The sequence below is a fragment of the Luteimonas vadosa genome (genome assembly GCF_039543545.1).
Taxonomy (GTDB): domain Bacteria; phylum Pseudomonadota; class Gammaproteobacteria; order Xanthomonadales; family Xanthomonadaceae; genus Luteimonas; species Luteimonas vadosa.
The window spans coordinates 1,102,442-1,119,271 of sequence record NZ_BAABJY010000002.1; the positions used below are offsets into that span (position 1 = coordinate 1,102,442).

Annotated in this window: 13 protein-coding genes; 8 read left to right on the plus strand and 5 right to left on the minus strand. The window is 69.5% G+C overall.

The features are described 5' to 3' along the window. Positions 1 to 232: 232 nt before the first annotated feature. The 3 genes from xseA to ABD970_RS10930 all read left to right on the plus strand — a co-directional run bounded on the left by xseA (position 233) and on the right by ABD970_RS10930 (position 5,260). The gene (gene xseA, locus ABD970_RS10920; RefSeq protein ID WP_345295492.1) at positions 233 to 1,591 is read left to right on the plus strand and encodes an exodeoxyribonuclease VII large subunit; all 1,359 of its coding nucleotides are present in this window, start codon (positions 233 to 235) and stop codon (positions 1,589 to 1,591) included. 190 nt (positions 1,592 to 1,781) lie between these two features. Next, on the plus strand, positions 1,782 to 3,254 hold the full coding sequence (locus ABD970_RS10925) for an aldehyde dehydrogenase family protein (protein ID WP_345295493.1): 1,473 nt from the start codon (positions 1,782 to 1,784) through the stop codon (positions 3,252 to 3,254). Positions 3,255 to 3,436: 182 nt separating this feature from the next. Further along, complete coding sequence (locus ABD970_RS10930; RefSeq protein ID WP_345295494.1) at positions 3,437 to 5,260, plus strand: vWA domain-containing protein; 1,824 nt, start codon at positions 3,437 to 3,439, stop codon at positions 5,258 to 5,260. Here the strand turns inward: ABD970_RS10930 and ABD970_RS10935 are convergent. After that, positions 5,257 to 8,070 (minus strand): EAL domain-containing protein, encoded by a 2,814-nt coding sequence (locus ABD970_RS10935; protein WP_345295495.1) that lies wholly within the window; start codon positions 8,068 to 8,070, stop codon positions 5,257 to 5,259. The two genes, ABD970_RS10930 and ABD970_RS10935, sit on opposite strands and share 4 nt — an antisense overlap. 273 nt (positions 8,071 to 8,343) lie before the next feature. On the opposite strand from ABD970_RS10935, the gene ABD970_RS10940 reads away from it, so the two are divergent. From ABD970_RS10940 to ABD970_RS10960, 5 genes are all read left to right on the plus strand, one after another. Further along, complete coding sequence (locus ABD970_RS10940) at positions 8,344 to 8,913, plus strand: RNA polymerase sigma factor (RefSeq protein WP_345295496.1); 570 nt, start codon at positions 8,344 to 8,346, stop codon at positions 8,911 to 8,913. Next, positions 8,910 to 9,887 (plus strand): hypothetical protein, encoded by a 978-nt coding sequence (locus tag ABD970_RS10945; RefSeq protein ID WP_345295497.1) that lies wholly within the window; start codon positions 8,910 to 8,912, stop codon positions 9,885 to 9,887. Before ABD970_RS10940 ends, ABD970_RS10945 begins: the two co-directional genes overlap by 4 nt. A 63-nt stretch (positions 9,888 to 9,950) precedes the next feature. Continuing rightward, on the plus strand, positions 9,951 to 10,550 hold the full coding sequence (locus ABD970_RS10950) for an IMPACT family protein (RefSeq protein WP_345295720.1): 600 nt from the start codon (positions 9,951 to 9,953) through the stop codon (positions 10,548 to 10,550). Next, positions 10,550 to 12,337: an ABC transporter transmembrane domain-containing protein gene (locus ABD970_RS10955; RefSeq protein ID WP_345295498.1), complete on the plus strand. Its 1,788-nt coding sequence runs from the start codon at positions 10,550 to 10,552 to the stop codon at positions 12,335 to 12,337. Before ABD970_RS10950 ends, ABD970_RS10955 begins: the two co-directional genes overlap by 1 nt. A gap of 84 nt (positions 12,338 to 12,421) precedes the next feature. Continuing rightward, the gene (locus ABD970_RS10960; protein ID WP_345295499.1) at positions 12,422 to 12,976 is read left to right on the plus strand and encodes a hypothetical protein; all 555 of its coding nucleotides are present in this window, start codon (positions 12,422 to 12,424) and stop codon (positions 12,974 to 12,976) included. 18 nt (positions 12,977 to 12,994) lie between these two features. Here the strand turns inward: ABD970_RS10960 and ABD970_RS10965 are convergent, their stop codons facing one another. The 4 genes from ABD970_RS10965 to folP all read right to left on the minus strand — a co-directional run bounded on the left by ABD970_RS10965 (position 12,995) and on the right by folP (position 16,830). Next, a complete protein-coding gene (locus ABD970_RS10965) occupies positions 12,995 to 13,198 on the minus strand; it encodes a cold-shock protein (protein ID WP_345295500.1) in 204 nt (67 codons plus the stop codon). Between the two features lie 99 nt (positions 13,199 to 13,297). Next, positions 13,298 to 14,050: an S-methyl-5'-thioinosine phosphorylase gene (locus ABD970_RS10970; protein WP_345295501.1), complete on the minus strand. Its 753-nt coding sequence runs from the start codon at positions 14,048 to 14,050 to the stop codon at positions 13,298 to 13,300. A gap of 111 nt (positions 14,051 to 14,161) precedes the next feature. After that, entirely contained in the window at positions 14,162 to 15,655 is a 1,494-nt protein-coding gene (gene putP, locus ABD970_RS10975; RefSeq protein WP_345295502.1) for a sodium/proline symporter PutP, read from the minus strand. A 275-nt stretch (positions 15,656 to 15,930) separates the two neighbouring features. Further along, a complete protein-coding gene (gene folP / locus ABD970_RS10980; RefSeq protein ID WP_345295503.1) occupies positions 15,931 to 16,830 on the minus strand; it encodes a dihydropteroate synthase in 900 nt (299 codons plus the stop codon).

Consider the following 16,830-nt stretch of genomic DNA (forward strand, 5'->3'; position numbering starts at 1 on the left):
CTTGAACCCCTCCCCCGCGTGCGGGGGAGGGGCATGGGTGGGGGCGACGGAGCGCGGATGTTTCTCTCGGGCAAGGTCGTCGAGTGCGGTCACCCCACTCGATTCTTTCCCGAAAACCGGAGACAACCGCCTCCGGCACGCCCCCATCCCAACCTTCCCCCGCAAGCGGGGGAAGGGGTAGCGACGAGCTTGCTGCGCCCGACCCTCGCCACCAAAGCGATATGCTGAGCCCATGTCGCCCGCCGCGCCTTCCGCCGACCACATCCTGACCCCCTCACAGCTCAATGCGCTGGCGCGCAGCCTGCTGGAGGATGCCTTCCCCCTGGTGGTGGTCGAAGGCGAACTGGGCAACGTGTCGAGGCCCGCCTCCGGCCACCTGTACTTCACCCTCAAGGACGCCAGGGCCCAGGTGCGCTGCGCACTGTTCAAGCCCAAGAGCCAGTGGCTGAACTTCCAGCCGCGCGAGGGCCTGCAGGTCCAGGCGCGCGGCCGGCTCACGCTGTACGAAGCACGCGGCGACTACCAGCTGATCCTCGATTCCCTGGAGGAAGCCGGCGAGGGAGCGCTGAGGCGTGCGTTCGAGCAGCTCAAGGCCCGGCTGCAGGCGGAGGGGGTGTTCGATGCCGAGCGCAAGCGCGCCCTGCCCGCCTTCGTGCGCCGGTTGGGCGTGATCACTTCACCCTCCGGCGCCGCGGTGCGCGACGTGCTCAGCGTGCTGGGGCGACGATTTCCGTTGATCGCCGTCGAGGTGCTCCCCGTGCCGGTGCAGGGCGACGGCGCCGCCCCTCAGATCGTCGCCATGCTGGAGCACGCCGCCGCGAGCGAACGCTTCGACGCGCTGCTGCTGACCCGCGGCGGCGGATCGCTGGAGGACCTGTGGGCTTTCAACGACGAGGCGCTGGCCCGTGCCATCGCAGCCTGCCCGGTGCCCGTGGTGGCCGCGGTGGGCCATGAGACGGACTTCTGCCTCGCCGAATTCGCAGCCGACCTGCGCGCACCGACACCCTCGGCGGCGGCCGAACTGCTGGTTCCTCAACGCGTCGACCTCCTTGCGCGCCTGCGCGCGATGAACCAGCGTCTCACCGACCTGCACCAGAACCGGTTACGCAATTCGATGCAGCGCAGCGACCGGGCCGGGCTGCGCCTGCAGGCCTTGCGACCCCAAGCCCGGCTGCAAGCCGCTCGGCTGCGCCACCAGGAGGCCCATCGCAGGCTGGGTGCCGCATGGCGCGTACTCGCAGGCATCCGGGCAGCGCCACTACGGCATGCCGATGCCGTGCTCCGCGCGATGCATCCACAGCGGCGGTTGTCGGTACTGCGCGAGCGTATCGTTGCGCTGTCGCAGCGCCCGCAGGCCGCCGTCGTCCGGCAGCTGCAGCGCGACGCGCTGCGCCTGCGTGGCATCGCCCGCTCGCTGGAGACGGTCAGCCCGCTGGCGACCGTGGCCCGTGGTTACGCGATCCTCCAGCACGAGGACGGGCGCGTGGTACGCAGCATCAGCGACGCCGGCATCGGCGATCGGCTCGACGCGCGGCTGGGCGACGGGGCGCTGGAGGTGCGGGTGGAATCGAGAAAGCAAACGGACCGCTGACCGAACTGTTTCGCCTGCAGGGCGACGCATTGCCGCGCGCCCTTCTCTCGAATCCCGGCGTTCCGTTAAAAATGCTCGCGGCTACAAGCCGCTCCCACCGGCGCTTCGCCTCTGCGCACCGTCGCCGCCGTGACCCGCCGATAACGCCGGAACCAATACGCTTCGGTACTCTTTCGACCGCCCCAACGCCATGACCGCCAAGCCCTCGAAGCAGCGCAAAGCCACCCCCAGCGACGGCCTGGCCGCCAGCTATCCCTACTACCTCGCAGGCAAGGCGGTCGCGGCCAACACCGACCTGGAAGTCCTCGACAAGTACACGGGAAAGCGCGCGACCCGCGTCGCGTTTGCCGACACCGCCGCGGTGCGCAATGCGATCACCGCGGCGCACAAGGCACGCGGGGCGATGGCCGCGTTCCCGCACGACGCGCGTCGCGACGTGCTCGAGCATTGCGTCCGCCGTTTCCGGGAGCGTGAGGATGAACTCGCGCTGGCGCTCTGCATCGAGGCAGGCAAACCGATCAAGGACGCGCGCGGCGAGGTCACCCGCCTGATCGACACCTTCCGCGTCGCCGCCGCCGAAGCCACGCGGCTTGGCGGCGAAGTGCTCGACCTGGAGATCTCGGAGCGCACCCGCGGCTATCGCGGCATGGTCAGGCGCGTACCGATCGGGCCCTGCGCCTTCATTACCCCGTTCAACTTCCCGCTCAACCTGGTCGCGCACAAGGTCGCGCCGGCGATCGCGGCGGGTTGTCCGTTCGTGCTCAAGCCCGCGGCCAAAACGCCGGTGGGCGCGCTCATCATCGCCGAGGTGCTGGCCGAGACCGACCTGCCCAAGGGTGCGTTCTCGGTTATGCCCTGCAGCAACGAAGACGCCGGCCTGCTGGTCGAGGACGAGCGCATCAAGCTGCTGTCGTTCACCGGCGGCCTGGTCGGCTGGGACTTGAAGGCACGCGCCGGCAAGAAGAAAGTGGTGCTGGAACTGGGCGGCAATGCGGCGTGCGTCGTCGATGCCGATCCCGGGAGAGCCCTGGACGAGGTCGTCGAGCGCCTCGTCGTCGGCGGCTACTACCAGTCCGGGCAAAGCTGCATCGGCGTGCAACGCATCTACGCGCACGCCGACATCTACGCCACGCTGCGCAGGAAACTCAAGGCCGCCGTGTCCAAGCTCCCCTGCGGCGACCCGCGCGACGAGAAGACCTTCGTCGGTCCGATGATCGACGAGGACGCGGCCAACCGCGTCGAAGACTGGATCAAGGCCGCGAAGAAGGCCGGCGCCAAGGTGCTGGTGGAAGGCAAGCGCCAGGGCAACATGCTGCCCGCGGCCCTGCTCGAGGACGTGCCGCACGATACGGAGTTGTACCGGAACGAGGCCTTCGGACCGGTCGCCGTGCTGGAGGCGTTCGAGGATTTCGACGACGCGCTGCGCCGCGTCAACGACAGCCGCTTCGGCCTCCAGGCAGGCGTGTTCACCGGCAGCCTGGCCCACGCCATGCGCGCCTGGGACGTGCTCGAGGTCGGCGGGGTGGTGGTCGGCGACGTGCCCAGCTTCCGCGTCGACAACATGCCCTACGGCGGGGTCAAGGACTCGGGCTTCGGCCGCGAGGGGTTGCGCTACGCCATCGAGGACATGACGGAGCCACGCCTGCTCGTGATCCGGGGCTAGGAAGCACGGGAACGCGGGCGCCATCGCCGCATCGCCGTGCAATTCGAAAGCAAATGAAGCCGTGCCGGAATGCGGCCGGTCGGATCGTGCCCGTAACCACCCATGACAGTGGTCGTCAGCCCCGTTAACCCCATCCGCAGCGTGCAGGCGTTTGCCTCCCCGACCACCACGGGAGACCGCCCATGCAACGCCCCCGCTACGCCCCCAACAGCCTCGCCGTCGCGCTGCTTCTGGCCCTGTCGCTGCCCGCGTGCCAAAGCACGGTATCGGACACGCAGGACAGGCCATCCGATTCCACCAGCCAGGCACGCACGGAACCCCACGAAAGCTCGCGTGGACGGGACGCCGCGTTGGTCGAACGGTCGGCCGACGCCGAACACCGCGAAAGCGAAAGCCTCGCGCGGCCGCCAGCAGGGCGGCAGACCAACCCCGCACCCGCAGAAGCCAAGGTCGCACTCGACCAGGTCATGGCGACCGGCGCGCGACTGCAGCGTGCGGGCAACGTCGCACCCGCCCCGGTGGCCATCGCGCCCCCTCCCCCGCCCTATTACACCCAGCCGGCGAACACCGAACGTTATGCCGAGCGCGAGGACAACCCGGTCCAGCGCGCCAGCGAGCAACCGGTCTCCACCTTTTCGATCGACGTCGACACCGGCAGCTACAGCAATGTGCGCCGCATGCTGCGCCAGGGCATTCGCCCGCCGGCGGACGCCGTGCGCGCCGAGGAGTTCATCAACTACTTCGACTACGGCCACCCCGCGCCGACATCCTTGGCGACCCCGTTCCGGGTCACCACCGAACTCGCGCCCGCGCCGTGGAACGGCAAGCGCCAGTTGCTGATGATCGGCATCATGGGCTACGACGTGCCCAAGGCCGAGTTGCCGCCGGCCAACCTGGTGTTCCTGATCGACACCTCCGGCTCGATGAACGCTCCCGACAAGCTGCCGCTGCTGAAGCAGTCCTTCGCGGCGCTCGCTTCGCAACTGCGCGCGCAGGACCGGGTGTCGATCGTGGTGTACGCCGGCTCCGCCGGACTGGTGCTGCCGCCGACGCCGGGAGACCGGCGCGACGAGATCCTGGGGGCGCTTGACCGCCTCCAGGCTGGGGGCAGCACCCACGGCGGGGCCGGCATCCAGCTGGCCTACGAGATGGGCAGGCGCGCCTTCGTCGACAAGGGCGTCAACCGCGTCATCCTCGCCACCGATGGCGACTTCAACGTCGGCACCATCGACGGAGGCGCGCTGGAGACCCTGGTCGCCGACCAGCGCAAGTCGGGCATTGCGCTGACCACGCTGGGATTCGGCCAGGGCAACTACAACGACGCCTTGGCGGAACGGCTCGCGGACGTCGGCGACGGCACCCATGCCTACATCGATACGCTGGACGAGGCACGCAAGGTGCTGGTCGAGGAAATGCAATCGACCCTGCTGACCATCGCCCGCGACGTCAAGATCCAGGTCGAGTTCAATCCAGCGCTGGTGGCCGAGTACCGGCTCATCGGCTACGAGAACCGCCTGCTCCGGCAGGAGGACTTCGCCAACGACAAGGTCGATGCCGGCGACATCGGCGCCGGTCACGAGGTCACGGCGCTGTATGAGATCACCCTCGTGGGCTCCGGCGTCGAACGCCTGCCCGCTTTGCGCTACGGCGGACGCAAGCCCGGGGCCTCGCGCCAGCGCGCGACGGAGCTGGCGCACCTGCGGCTGCGCTACAAGCGTCCCGGCGACGCCGCCAGCCGGCTGATCGAAACCCCGGTCCTGCGCGACGCATTGCAGGCCGAACCCGGCGACGCGCTTCGTTTCGCGGCGACGGTCGCGGCCTATGCCGACGCGCTGCGTGGCGGGACTAACCTGGAAGGCTGGGACTGGCAGGCCATCGCACGCAGCGCCGAGCGGTCACGCGGCCGTGATCGCTGGGGGTTGCGCGGCGAGTTCCTCGAACTCGTCCACGCGGCCCGCGCACTGAGCGACGGCACCGACACTCGGGTCGGCGTGGTCGCCGACTAGGCCGGTGCAGGTTTGCCCGGTGCCGCTGGCTCGGGCACCGGGCGGCCATACAGGTACCCCTGCCCGTACGCACACCCGAGCTCCAGAAGGATTTCCCGCTGGCGGGCGGTCTCGATGCCCTCCCCGATCGCGTCGATGCCGAGCGTTCCCGCCAGCGCGAGGATGGCGCGTACCAGGGCGAGGCTTTCGGCATGCATCTCCCCGTCCAGGCCGCTGACGAAGCTGCGGTCGATCTTGAGCGCATGGATGGGGAAGCGATGCAGGTAGGACAACGCCGAGAATCCGGTGCCGAAGTCGTCGAGCAGGACCAGCACGCCGTGCTCGCGCAGGATGTTGAACAGCCGCAGCGCGCGCGGCGCATCGTCGAGCAGGGCCACCTCCGTGATCTCGATCCTCAGCCGCCGTGGATCCGCACCGGCATCGTCCAGCATCCGCAGCAGGCGCTCGGCAAAGTCGTCCGAGCGCAGGTGGCGCGGCGAGACGTTGATCGAGACGTAGCCCTCCCCGTGCCGCGCCATCCAGCCGCAAACCCGGCTGTAGAGGAGCCAGTCGACCTGTTCGATGAGACCGCTGTCCTCGCCGACGCCGATGAATTCCCCCGGCGCGAGCACGCCGCGTGACTCGTGGTTCCAACGCAGCAAGGCCTCGTGCCCGACCACGGAGCCGTCCTGGAGCCGCACGATGGGCTGGAACGCCGGCTCGAAGGCGTCCTTGAGGATTGCGCGGCGCAGGTCCGCCTCCAGGTCGAGCAGGCGCGTGGCTTCCGCGCGCATCCGGTCGTCGAAGAGCTCGCTGCGGTCGCGCCCCCGCGCCTTGGCGCGGTACATGGCCGCATCGGCGTCGCGGAGCATGTCCTGCCCGCGACGATACTGCGGTTGCCAGACCGCGATGCCGATGCTTGCCGATGGAAACAGCTCCCGCCCGGCGATCCACATCGGCTCGCCGAGCGCAGCCAGGATCCCGGACGCCATGCCGGTGATGGCCTCCGCGTCGACGGGGTCCTCGAGCAGGATGGCGAACTCGTCGCCTCCCAGCCGGGCGACCATGTCCTTTGCGTCCAGCAGCGCGCCGATCCGGCGCCCGGTCTCCACCAGCATCCGGTCGCCTGCGGCATGCCCCACGCTGTCGTTGACCAGCTTGAAGCGATCCAGGTCCAGGAACAGCACCGCGAACGGCTGGCGCCCGCCGCCTTGCATGGCGGCGATCGCGCCATCCAGGCGCTCCAGCAGCTGGATCCGGTTGGGCAGGCCGGTGAGGTGGTCGTGCCGGGCTTGGTGGGTCAACTGTTCTTCGGCATGGAGCCGCTCGCCGATCTGCGCGCGCAGCTCCTGGTTCGCCTCCTCGAGTTCCCGCGTCCGCGACTCCACCCGGGATTCGAGTTCGGCGTGCGCGGCCTTGAGCGACTCCTGCGCCCGTTTGCGGGCAAGGGCATTGTCAATGTGGTACGCGACGAAAGTGAGCAGGTCCTGGTCACGCAGGGTGAACACGATCTCCTCGCTGTAGCTTTGCACGGCGAGCACGCCGATCGCCGCCCCGTCCCGGGACAGCGGCACGCCCAGCCAGGAGTGGGCCTGTGCGCCCTGGCTCAGGACTTTTCCCTCGGCGTGGAGCCTTGCAATGGTCTCGCGATCGGCACGCAACGCTTCCGCCGAATTGATGACGTATTCGCTCAAACCCTTGCCCATCGGACGGGGCTCGCGGACCTTGTCGTGCTCGTCCACCGAGTAGCTGAACTCCAGGTGGCCGCCGTCTGCCGAGACCATCGCGATGTAGAAGTTGCGGGCATACAGCAACTCGCCGACCACGGCATGCACGTCGGCGCAGAACTGTTCGATGCTGCCCGCGGCCACCGACAATTCACTGATCCGGTAGAGCGCCCTTTGCAGCTGCTCCGCGCGCTGGCGCTCGATGATCTCGGCCTGCATCACCGTGTTCGCCTGCTGCAGTTCCCGCGTGCGCTCGTCGACCCTGCGCTCGAGCAGGAGCTTCGCCTGTTTCCGATCCAGCGCGGTGAGGATGTGCTGGGCCACGTACTCCAGCAGCGCGCGGTCCTCCTCGCTGTAACGCCCGGCCTGGTCGTAGCTCTGCACCACGATGCCACCGCTGACCTGGTCGTCGCGGCGCATCGGGACGCCCAACCAGTCGGCCGCGTCCGGGCCATGCGAGTCATCGCGCTCGACGCCCAGTGCGGCGCGCACCTCCGAAGACGGGCCGAGCAGGGGTCGGCCGTGCCTGAGCATCGCCACGGTCAGGCTGTTGGGCAGTTCGGAAACCGGGATCTCGTGCTCGGGTTCGGCCACCCAGGGATCAAGCTGGTCCACGAAGTACAGGAACCGGATCGTCTGCCGGCTTTCATCGAACAGCACGATGTAGAAGTTCTCCGATGGCATCAGGGTCCCGACCACGGCATGGATGCGGGCCAGGACCTCGTCCATCTCAAGGTTGGAACCGGCCAGGTCGGCGATCTCATACAAGGCCTGCTGCAGGCGCTCCGACTTGCGCAGCGATTCGATCCGGGCCTCCGCCAAGGCCGCCGCCAGGCTCGCATCGACAGCTCGCCGCGCCAGCGCCAACCATGCCTGTTCCGACGACGGGGTCAACGATTCGGGCAGCCTGGCCACGATCGCCATCCTCGCGTCGTCATCCTCCCAGGCATGGTCGATGCAGTCTTCGCCGGGAGGATGGGCGGCATCGAGGACACGGGAGCGCGCCTGTTCCAGGAGCGCCTCCGGGGTATCCAGCAGCGCGGACGAGCCGCTGCCGAGCCTCCGATCGCTCCAGCACACGGCCACCCGGGATCCCGTCGGCAAGCTCTCAGCCAGCGTGGCGGCCACTTCGGCCAGATCCGCGCAGGCGGATCCCTTACGCGTGGCCGCCCCTACCCGTTCCACCCCCTTCGCAGCGGTCCGTCCCCCATTCATGCGTCAAGCATAACGGTCCGCTGCCGGACAAACGGCCAACCCCGTCCCGGTTCCCGGCACGTTTCGGGTGCCATGGATCCGATTCCCGCAAGCCACGCCTCGTCGGCAGCCCCGGAGCGAGAGGCCTTTGCGCCGCCCCCGGCAGCGCTTAACCTGCAAGCGATGGACAGCCCCGCCGCCAATGACAGCGCGCCTGCCAGCGACGAGGCCCTGATGCTGTCCTATGGCCGGGGGGACGCCTCCGCGTTCGAAATCCTCTACGGCCGCCATCGCGTCCGCCTCTACCGCTTCCTGTTGCGGCAGCTGCGCGATGGCGCGCTCGCGGACGAGATGTTCCAGGAGATCTGGCAGCGCGTGATCTCGGCGCGCGAAGGCTGGCGGCCCGAGGCGCTGTTCACCACGTGGCTGTTCCGGATCGCCCACAACCGCCTTGCCGATCATTGGCGGGCGCAGCAGCACCGTCCGCCCGCACCCGCCGATGCGGAGCTGCGCAGCGAACGTGTACCCGATCCCGACACGCCGGAGCGTAACCTGTCGGAATTCGAGCGGCGCCGGCGCTTGCAATGCGCCCTGGACGAATTGCCGACGGAACAACGCGAAGTCATCCTGCTGCGGCTCGAGCAGGAACTGACCCTGGAGGAGATCGGCGAAGTGACGGGCGTCGGCCGCGAAACGGTGAAATCCCGGCTGCGCTACGCCATGGAGAAACTGCGCAAGAGACTGGACGAATGAACGACCGCGAACCCCTGGCCCCCGAAGAGCGTGCGCTGCAGCGGCAGCTTTCGCGCCTGGGTGCGGGCGCGGAGCCGTCGGCGGCGCTCGACGCGCGCATCCTCGCGGCGGCGGGGGCCAAGCCGGCGCCTGGATCCCGGCACGCCCACGGCCGGGGCGTGGGCCGCCGTCCGAAGCGCTGGCCGGTTGGCGGCGGCCTGGCCGCTTCGCTGGTGCTGGCCGCCGGCGTGGCCTGGCAGCTGCGGCCCCTTCCGGACACCGAAGTCCAGTATTCGGAGGCCCCAGCGGCCGTCGCCATGCCGGTTCCCCCGCAGCGGGAGGGGGATTCCGCCGTCGTCGCGCAGGACGCCAGCGAGGCAATCTCCGAAAGCGCTGGCGATCCTGCGCCGCCTGTCGAGCCTCGGCCCGCGCCTGCAATGGAGATCGCGCCGCGCCGTGCCGAACCCGACGACGAGGATGTGGCGACGGACGCCGCACGACGCGCGGACGCAGCCGCGTCGCAGGCAGCGCGCCCCGCTCCGCCGCCGCCGCCCCCACCTCCGGCACCGGCAGCCCCTTCAGCCTTTCCGTCGACCGCCCCCGTGTCGCCCGCGCCGGACCCACGAACGACCGGCGCGGCCGGAAACCTCGCAGGGGGCGAGCCAGCCGCCCGCGCGGGCGAGGCCGCTGCGGCCCGCGAAGACGCCATGGAGGGCAAGACCCTACCCGGCAAGCAATCCACGGAGCTCGAACGCATCGAGACCACCGGCTCGCGCGTTCGCCAGGGTCCGGTGGTCGAGGAGCCCGATGCGATCTTCGACGAAGCCCCGCCGGCGTCGGTCGACTCGCCCACGGTGCGCGCGGCGTGGCTGGCGCGGATCCGCGAACTAAGGGCCGACGGCGAAATCGAAGCAGCCCGGGAAAGCCTCCGCGAGTTCCATCGCCGGTACCCGCGGGTCGAGGTGCCGGCCGACCTGCGGCCACTGCTTGACTGATCCCGCCACCCATCCAGACCCAACTCCCCGCGACCAGGCGGGACATGATCAGGAACACGACGCATTCCCAATCCACCACCAGACACCCTTGCCGGTCGCAGTACCCACGTACTAGAGGTCAAGCGAAGCCGCTTCCTGGCGGTCGCCGGCCCGGCGGACTCGCCGCACTCGGCCCTCGCCTTGCTTGCCGAGGTCGCCGACCCGACGGCCAACCACAACTGCTGGGCCTATCGCATCGGCGACGACTATCGCTCCAGCGACGACGGCGAACCGTCGGGCACCGCAGGGCGACCCATCCTCGCGGCGATCGACGGCCAGGGACTGGATCGGGTGCTGGTGGTGGTCACGCGCTGGTTCGGCGGCATCAAGCTGGGGGCGGGCGGCCTGGTGCGCGCGTACGGCGGTGCCGCCGCCGAGTGCCTGCGCACCGCGCCAAGGCGACCGATCGTGCGCTACGTGCGCGTGCGGATCGCATGCGACTTTCCTGACAGCACCGAGGTGCACGACGCCCTGGCGCAATGCCGTGGCGTCAAGACCAGCGAACGTTTCGACGCCACCGGTGCCATCCTCGGCGCCCGCGTGCCGGAAGGCAGCGTCCCAGCCTTGAAAAACCGCCTCCGCGACGCCACCCGTGGTCGTGTCCGCATCGACGACCAGGACTGATGGCCGACCTCCCCAAGCACGGCTCCGGCAACGGCGCCGATCCGGACACCGCGCGGCCGCGCCTTGGCGCACTGCGCATGCTGTGGCCCTTCGTCATGCGGCACAAGCCGCTGTTCGGCGCCTGGCTGCTGGCATTGGCGGCATCGTCGACGGCGACGCTCAGCCTGCCCGTGGCGGTCCGCAAGATGATCGACCAGGGCTTCGGCAGCGGAGGCAACATCGATGCCGCCTTCGCACTCCTGTTCGCCGTCGCGCTGGTGCTGGCCTTTGCCACCGCCGCACGGTTCTTCTTCGTATCGCTGCTCGGCGAGCGCGTGGTCGCGGACCTGCGCAATCGGCTGTACGCGCACCTGGTCGGCCTCGACCAGGCATTCTTCGAGCGGACCCGCAGCGGCGAGCTGGTCTCGCGCCTGACCGCCGACACCGAGCTGCTGCGAAGCGTTGTCGGTTCGAGCATGTCGGTGGCGTTGCGCAGCATCGTGATGGTACTGGGCAGCGTGGCGATGATGGTGGTGACCAGCCCGCGCCTGGCGGCCTACACGCTGGTCGGCATCCCGCTCTTCGTGCTGCCCTTGGTACTGGGCGGGCGCCGGGTCGGCCGGATCTCGCGGCAGAGCCAGGACCGGGTCGCCGACGCGAACGCCTTGGCCAGCGAATCGCTCGGCGCGATCCGTACCGTGCAGGCGCACGCACGCGAACCTTGGGAGCGCCAGCGATTCGCCGAGGCGGTCGCGCGCTCGGTGGCGGCCGCGCGTCGACGCATCGCCATGCAATCTCTGGTGACGGCGGTCGCGATCTCGGTGGTCTTCGGCGCCATCACCCTGGTGCTCTGGTCGGGTGCGCACGACGTGGTCCAGGGCGACCTGACGCCGGGGACGCTCGGCCAGTTCGTGCTGTACGCCTTGTTCGGCGGCGGTTCGGTCGGGGCGCTGGCGGAAGTCTGGAACGAACTGCAGCGCGCCGCCGGCGGCATGGGCCGGATCAGCGAACTGCTGGACGAGCGCGCCGGCATCGTCGCCCCCTCCTCCCCGGCGACGCTGCCCGTGCCGCTGCGCGGGCGGATCGAACTCAGGGACGTGGGTTTCCACTACCCATCGCGTCCCGACGCGCCCGCGCTGCGGGACTTCTCGCTGCGGGTCGAACCCGGCGAAACCGTCGCCCTGGTCGGGCCATCCGGCGCCGGCAAGAGCACGGTGTTCGCGTTGCTGCTGCGTTTCCATGACCCGCAAACCGGCTGCGTCCGGCTTGACGGCATGGACATCCGTGAACTGGATCCGCCTGCCCTGCGCGAGCACATCGCCCTGGTGCCGCAGCAACCTGCGATCTTCGCCGCCAGCGCGCACGACAACATCCGCTACGGCCGGCTGGAGGCCGGCGTCCCGGAGATCGAGGCGGCGGCGCGATCCGCCGAAGCCCACGAATTCATTGCCGCGCTGCCGCAAGGCTACGACGAACAGCTCGGTGAGCGCGGCGCGCGGCTGTCCGGTGGCCAGCAACAACGCATCGCGATCGCGCGTGCCCTGCTCAAGGATGCACCGATCCTGCTGCTGGACGAGGCGACGTCGGCACTCGACGCCCAAAGCGAGCGCGCCGTGCAGCAGGCGCTGGAACGGTTGATGGCCGGCCGTACGACCGTGGTCATCGCCCATCGGCTGGCCACGGTGCTCAAGGCAGACCGCATCGTGGTGATGGACGGCGGCCGCATCGTCGCCGAAGGCAGCCACGACGAGTTGCTGGCACAGGACGGCCTGTATGCCGAACTGGCCAGGCTGCAGTTCCTCGACTGACGGCACCGTCCACGCGCCCTGGCCGCCCACCGCCACGGGCGACGTTTCCCACGGCATCGCCGATCATGCGCCGCGGAGGACCGCATGCCCACGACAGAACCGGGACGCAGCACGCAGTTGGGAGGCGCCTTTGCCCTCGCCATTGTCCTCGCCATCGTCGGCACCCTCGTCTTCGGCTCGCCGCCCGCAGCCGCCATCGAACTCCCCAACCTCGACCAGTTCGCCGCCCTGCATGGCCGCTATGCACCGGACGGCGACTGCAGCGGCCACCCCCGCATTACGGTCGACGGCAATGGGCTCGGCATCGAGAACGGCGACTCCCGCTACCGCATGGGGCGCTTCGAGCACGCCGCCAACCATGGCGGCGTGGATTACGCGGGCATGAGCGTCTGGCTGATGCCCTTGCAGGGCAGCGAACGGCCCCTGCTGCTGACGTTCAACAGCAAGGAGCAACCCGGCGTGCTGGCCATCGAGCCTTACGAACGCGGCTGGGACGGCGGTCGGCCGCTGAGCGCGCGACACCAGCGGTTGGTCGATGCATCGCCCTATCGGCTTTGCGGGCACGCGCAGGACGCCGAAGCCAACGGGCAGGATCCGGATGAAAAAGACCCCGCCGGAGCGGGGTCTGAAGGAATCTAGTGATGCGTGTCGCGGCAGTCAGGCCGGCGTCACCCCGGCAGCCTGCGCGCCCTTGGGTCCCTGCGTGACTTCATAGCTGACGCGCTGGCCCTCCTGCAGGCTGCGGAAACCCTCCGAGGCAATCGCGGAATAATGCACGAACACGTCCGCGCTGCCGTCCTCGGGGGCGATGAAGCCGAACCCCTTGGCGTCGTTGAACCACTTAACTGTGCCGTATTGCATGTCTCTTTCCACCTCGTCTGGAATGCGAAAGCGTGCACCGGCGATGCAAGGCGCCCGGGGCACGCTGCCGAGTATGCAAAGCAAGCGGGCCGCTGGCAATCACCCCGCGAGCAGGTGGCGGAACAAGCCCGGCAAATGCTCCGAGGCGGCGGCAACGTTGGCGAGCACTTCCTCGAGGGTGATCGTCTCCCCGGGATCCGGGCCGGCCCCTGCCGCCCAGTTGGCGACGATGGCCAGGCAGGCATATTCCATCCCCAGCTCGCGTGCCAAACCCGCCTCCGGCATGCCCGTCATGCCGACCAGGTCGCAGCCATCGCGTCGCAGTCGCGCGATCTCGGCACGGGTCTCGAGCCGGGGACCCTGGGTGGCGGCGTAGCAGCCACCGTCGACGATGGCGACGCCCGCGCCCTGGGCGGCGGACAGGAGGCTCTTGCGCAGTCCGGCGGAGTACGGCTCGCCGAAATCAACATGCAGCACTTCCGTGCCCGGTTCCTCGCACAAGGTCGAGACGCGGCCCCAGGTGTAGTCGATCAGCTGGTCCGGACACGCCAGCACCCTCGGGCCGAAGCGGTCGCCGATGCCGCCGACGGTATTGAGCGCCAGCACCGGCGCGGCGCCCAGGGCGCGGATCGCAGCCAGGTTCGCGCGATAGTTGATCCGGTGCGGCGGAACCGAGTGTCCCTCGCCATGGCGGGCCAGGAACGCCACCCGCTTGCCGGCCAGCGTGCCGATGCGGAGCGGACCGGAGGGCGCACCGTACGGCGTCTCCGGTTCCAGCGTCTCGATGTCCTCCAGCCCGGCCAGCTGGTACAGGCCGGTGCCGCCGATGATGGCCAGTGCGATGTCTTTCATGTCCGTCGTGTCCGTGGATGCCCTTCCGGGTTGAGCCTGCGCCGGCAGTCGGGGTCGGCCGTCGTCGGGACCCTCAATCTTCCGTCGCGGCACCGCGACCCCGCCGCCGCATCAGTATCCCGTTTCCTTCAGCGTCGCATGCACCTGCTGGTGCGTCGCCTGCAGGTCTGCGGCAGGCGGCTTGCCCATGCGGCTGACCACGACGATGGCGATGCACGCTGCGATGAAACCCGGGACCAGTTCGTACAACGCGCTGCCCGTCTGTTTCCACAGGATCACCGTCAATGCACCGACGACCATGCCCGCCAGCGCGCCGTTGCGCGTCATGCGCTGCCAGAACAGCGACAGGATCACCACCGGGCCGAAGGCGGCGCCGAAGCCAGCCCAGGCATAGGCCACCAGGCCCAGCACGCGGCTGTCCGGGTCGCGCGCCAGCCACAAGGCCACCAGCGACACCAGCAGCACGCTGGCGCGACCGACCCAGACCAGCTCGCGCTGGCCGGCGGCCGGTCGCAGGAAGCCGCGGTAGAAGTCCTCCGACAGCACGCTCGAGCAGACCAGCAGCTGGCTGGACAGGGTGCTCATCACCGCGGCCAGGATCGCGGACAGGATGATGCCCGCCACCCAAGGATTGAAGAGCAGTTCGACCAGGGCGATGAAGACGCGCTCCGGATTGGCATCCACCGGCACGGCCTGTTCCGGATGGGCGGCGAAGTAACCGATGCCCAGGAAGCCTACGATCATCGAGCCGCCTAGGCACAACATCATCCAGCTCATGCCGATGCGCCGCGCGCTCGGGATCGTGGCGATGCTGTCGGCGGCCATGAACCGGGCCAGGATGTGCGGCTGGCCGAAGTAGCCCAGGCCCCAGCCCAGCAGCGACACGATGCCGATGAGGCCGAGCTCGCCACCCCGGAACCAGTCAAGGCGCACCGGGTCGGAGGCCTGGATCGCTGCGATCGTGCTGTCCAGCCCGCCGGTGGTGGTCAGCAGCAACACCGGGGTGAGCAGCAGCGCGAACAGCATCAGCGTCCCCTGCGCGGTGTCGGTCCAACTCACTGCGAGGAAACCGCCGACCAGGGTGTAGAGGATGGTCACCGCCGCGCCCCACCAGATCGCCTCGGCGTAGGGCATGCCGAACACGCTCTCGAACAGGCGCGCACCCGCCACCACGCCCGAGGCGCAGTACACGGCGAAGAACACGAGGATCACCAGCGCCGACAGCACCCGCAGCGTGCGCCCGTGGTCGTGGAAGCGGTTCGTGAAGTAGTCCGGCAGGGTCAGGGCGTTGTCGCTGCGCTCGGTGTACACCCGCAACGGCCCGGCCACGAACTTCCAGTTGGCGTACGCGCCGGCGACCAGGCCCAAGGCGATCCAGGCCTCCGACACGCCCCCCAGGTAGAGCGCACCGGGCAGGCCCATCAGCAACCAGCCGCTCATGTCCGAGGCCCCTGCCGACAGCGCCGTGACGTAGGGGCCCAGTGAGCGCCCGCCGAGGATGTAATCGTCGAAGGTCTTGGTCGAGCGCCAAGCCCAGAAGCCGATACCGACCATCATCAGCAGGTAGACGGCGAAGGTGATGAGCAGCGGCGTGCTGGCGGTCATGGCGTTCCCCCGGTCGATGCAATTCCCCAGCCTAACGCGGATCCCGGGTTGCTTGCACGGGGGAATCCGTGCTCAAGCCATGGAAACGGCGGATGGAGTTCCGCCTGCCCGTCATCGTGCCCCGTCGGATACACGCTTGCGGGGAGTGGGGTGCCCAGCAGCGACCCAGACCAGGATTCGTGCCGACACAGGTCATCTGCAGCCACGACAGGGCGAGCCTGCGGGCATCCCTCCGACAGCGTGGAGACAGAGAAGGAGGCGTACGGCGGCCCTTCCTACTCCTCGGAGGGCCAGCGGATGCCCGGGCCCGGCGCTTCCGTCCTGGGCAGCGGGACGGCAGCCACTGCGTTCCACACCTTCAAGGCATCCACCGTGGCAGCGACGTCATGCACGCGCAGCAGCATCGCGCCGCGTTGCGCGGCGATCAGCGCGGCGGCCGCGGAGGCGTGGATACGGTCGCGCGGATCCTCGCGGCCGGTGAGCTCGCCCAGGCTGCGCTTGCGCGACAGGCCGGCAAGCACGGGCACGCCCAGCTCTCCGAAGCGTTGCAGCTGCGCCAGCAGCGCCAGGTTGTGCGCCAGCGTCTTGCCGAAGCCGAACCCCGGGTCGGCGACGATGCGCTTGCGGTCGATGCCGGCCATCTCGGCGGCGAAGATGCGCTCGGCCAGGAACCGGTGCACGTCGGCGACCACGTCATCGTACTCCGGCGCCGCCTGCATCGAGCGCGGCTCGCCTTGCATGTGCATCAGCACGACCGGCACGCCCAGGGCCGCAGCGGCCTCCAGAGCACCTTCCCGGCGCAGCGCGTACACGTCGTTGACCATGCCCGCCCCGGCCTCGACCGCGGCGCGCATCACTTCGGGCTTGGAAGTGTCGATGCTGATGGGCAGCGTGGTTTCGCGCGCCAGTCGCTCGATGACCGGGACCACGCGGCGGAGCTCCTCGTCGACGGGCACGTCCCCCGCGCCCGGCCGGGTGCTCTCCCCACCAACGTCCAGCGCATCGGCGCCTTCGTCCGCCAGCCGCAGGCCATGGGCCACGGCATCCTCCACGCTGGCGTGCTCGCCACCGTCGGAAAAGGAATCCGGCGTGACATTGACGATGCCGATCACGCGCGGCCGGTCGAGCTTGATCGCGCGACCGGCGCAGTCGAGTTGCGGCGTGGTATCGAACAT

Coding starts and splice junctions, on each gene's coding strand:
- xseA (WP_345295492.1), top strand. CDS start 233: ATGTCGCCCGCCGCGCCTTCCGCCGACCACATCCTGACCCCCTCACAG.
- ABD970_RS10925 (WP_345295493.1), top strand. CDS start 1,782: ATGACCGCCAAGCCCTCGAAGCAGCGCAAAGCCACCCCCAGCGACGGC.
- ABD970_RS10930 (WP_345295494.1), top strand. CDS start 3,437: ATGCAACGCCCCCGCTACGCCCCCAACAGCCTCGCCGTCGCGCTGCTT.
- ABD970_RS10940 (WP_345295496.1), top strand. CDS start 8,344: ATGGACAGCCCCGCCGCCAATGACAGCGCGCCTGCCAGCGACGAGGCC.
- ABD970_RS10945 (WP_345295497.1), top strand. CDS start 8,910: ATGAACGACCGCGAACCCCTGGCCCCCGAAGAGCGTGCGCTGCAGCGG.
- ABD970_RS10955 (WP_345295498.1), top strand. CDS start 10,550: ATGGCCGACCTCCCCAAGCACGGCTCCGGCAACGGCGCCGATCCGGAC.
- ABD970_RS10960 (WP_345295499.1), top strand. CDS start 12,422: ATGCCCACGACAGAACCGGGACGCAGCACGCAGTTGGGAGGCGCCTTT.
- ABD970_RS10965 (WP_345295500.1), bottom strand. CDS start 13,198: ATGCAATACGGCACAGTTAAGTGGTTCAACGACGCCAAGGGGTTCGGC.
- ABD970_RS10970 (WP_345295501.1), bottom strand. CDS start 14,050: ATGAAAGACATCGCACTGGCCATCATCGGCGGCACCGGCCTGTACCAG.
- putP (WP_345295502.1), bottom strand. CDS start 15,655: ATGACCGCCAGCACGCCGCTGCTCATCACCTTCGCCGTCTACCTGCTG.
- folP (WP_345295503.1), bottom strand. CDS start 16,830: ATGTTCGATACCACGCCGCAACTCGACTGCGCCGGTCGCGCGATCAAG.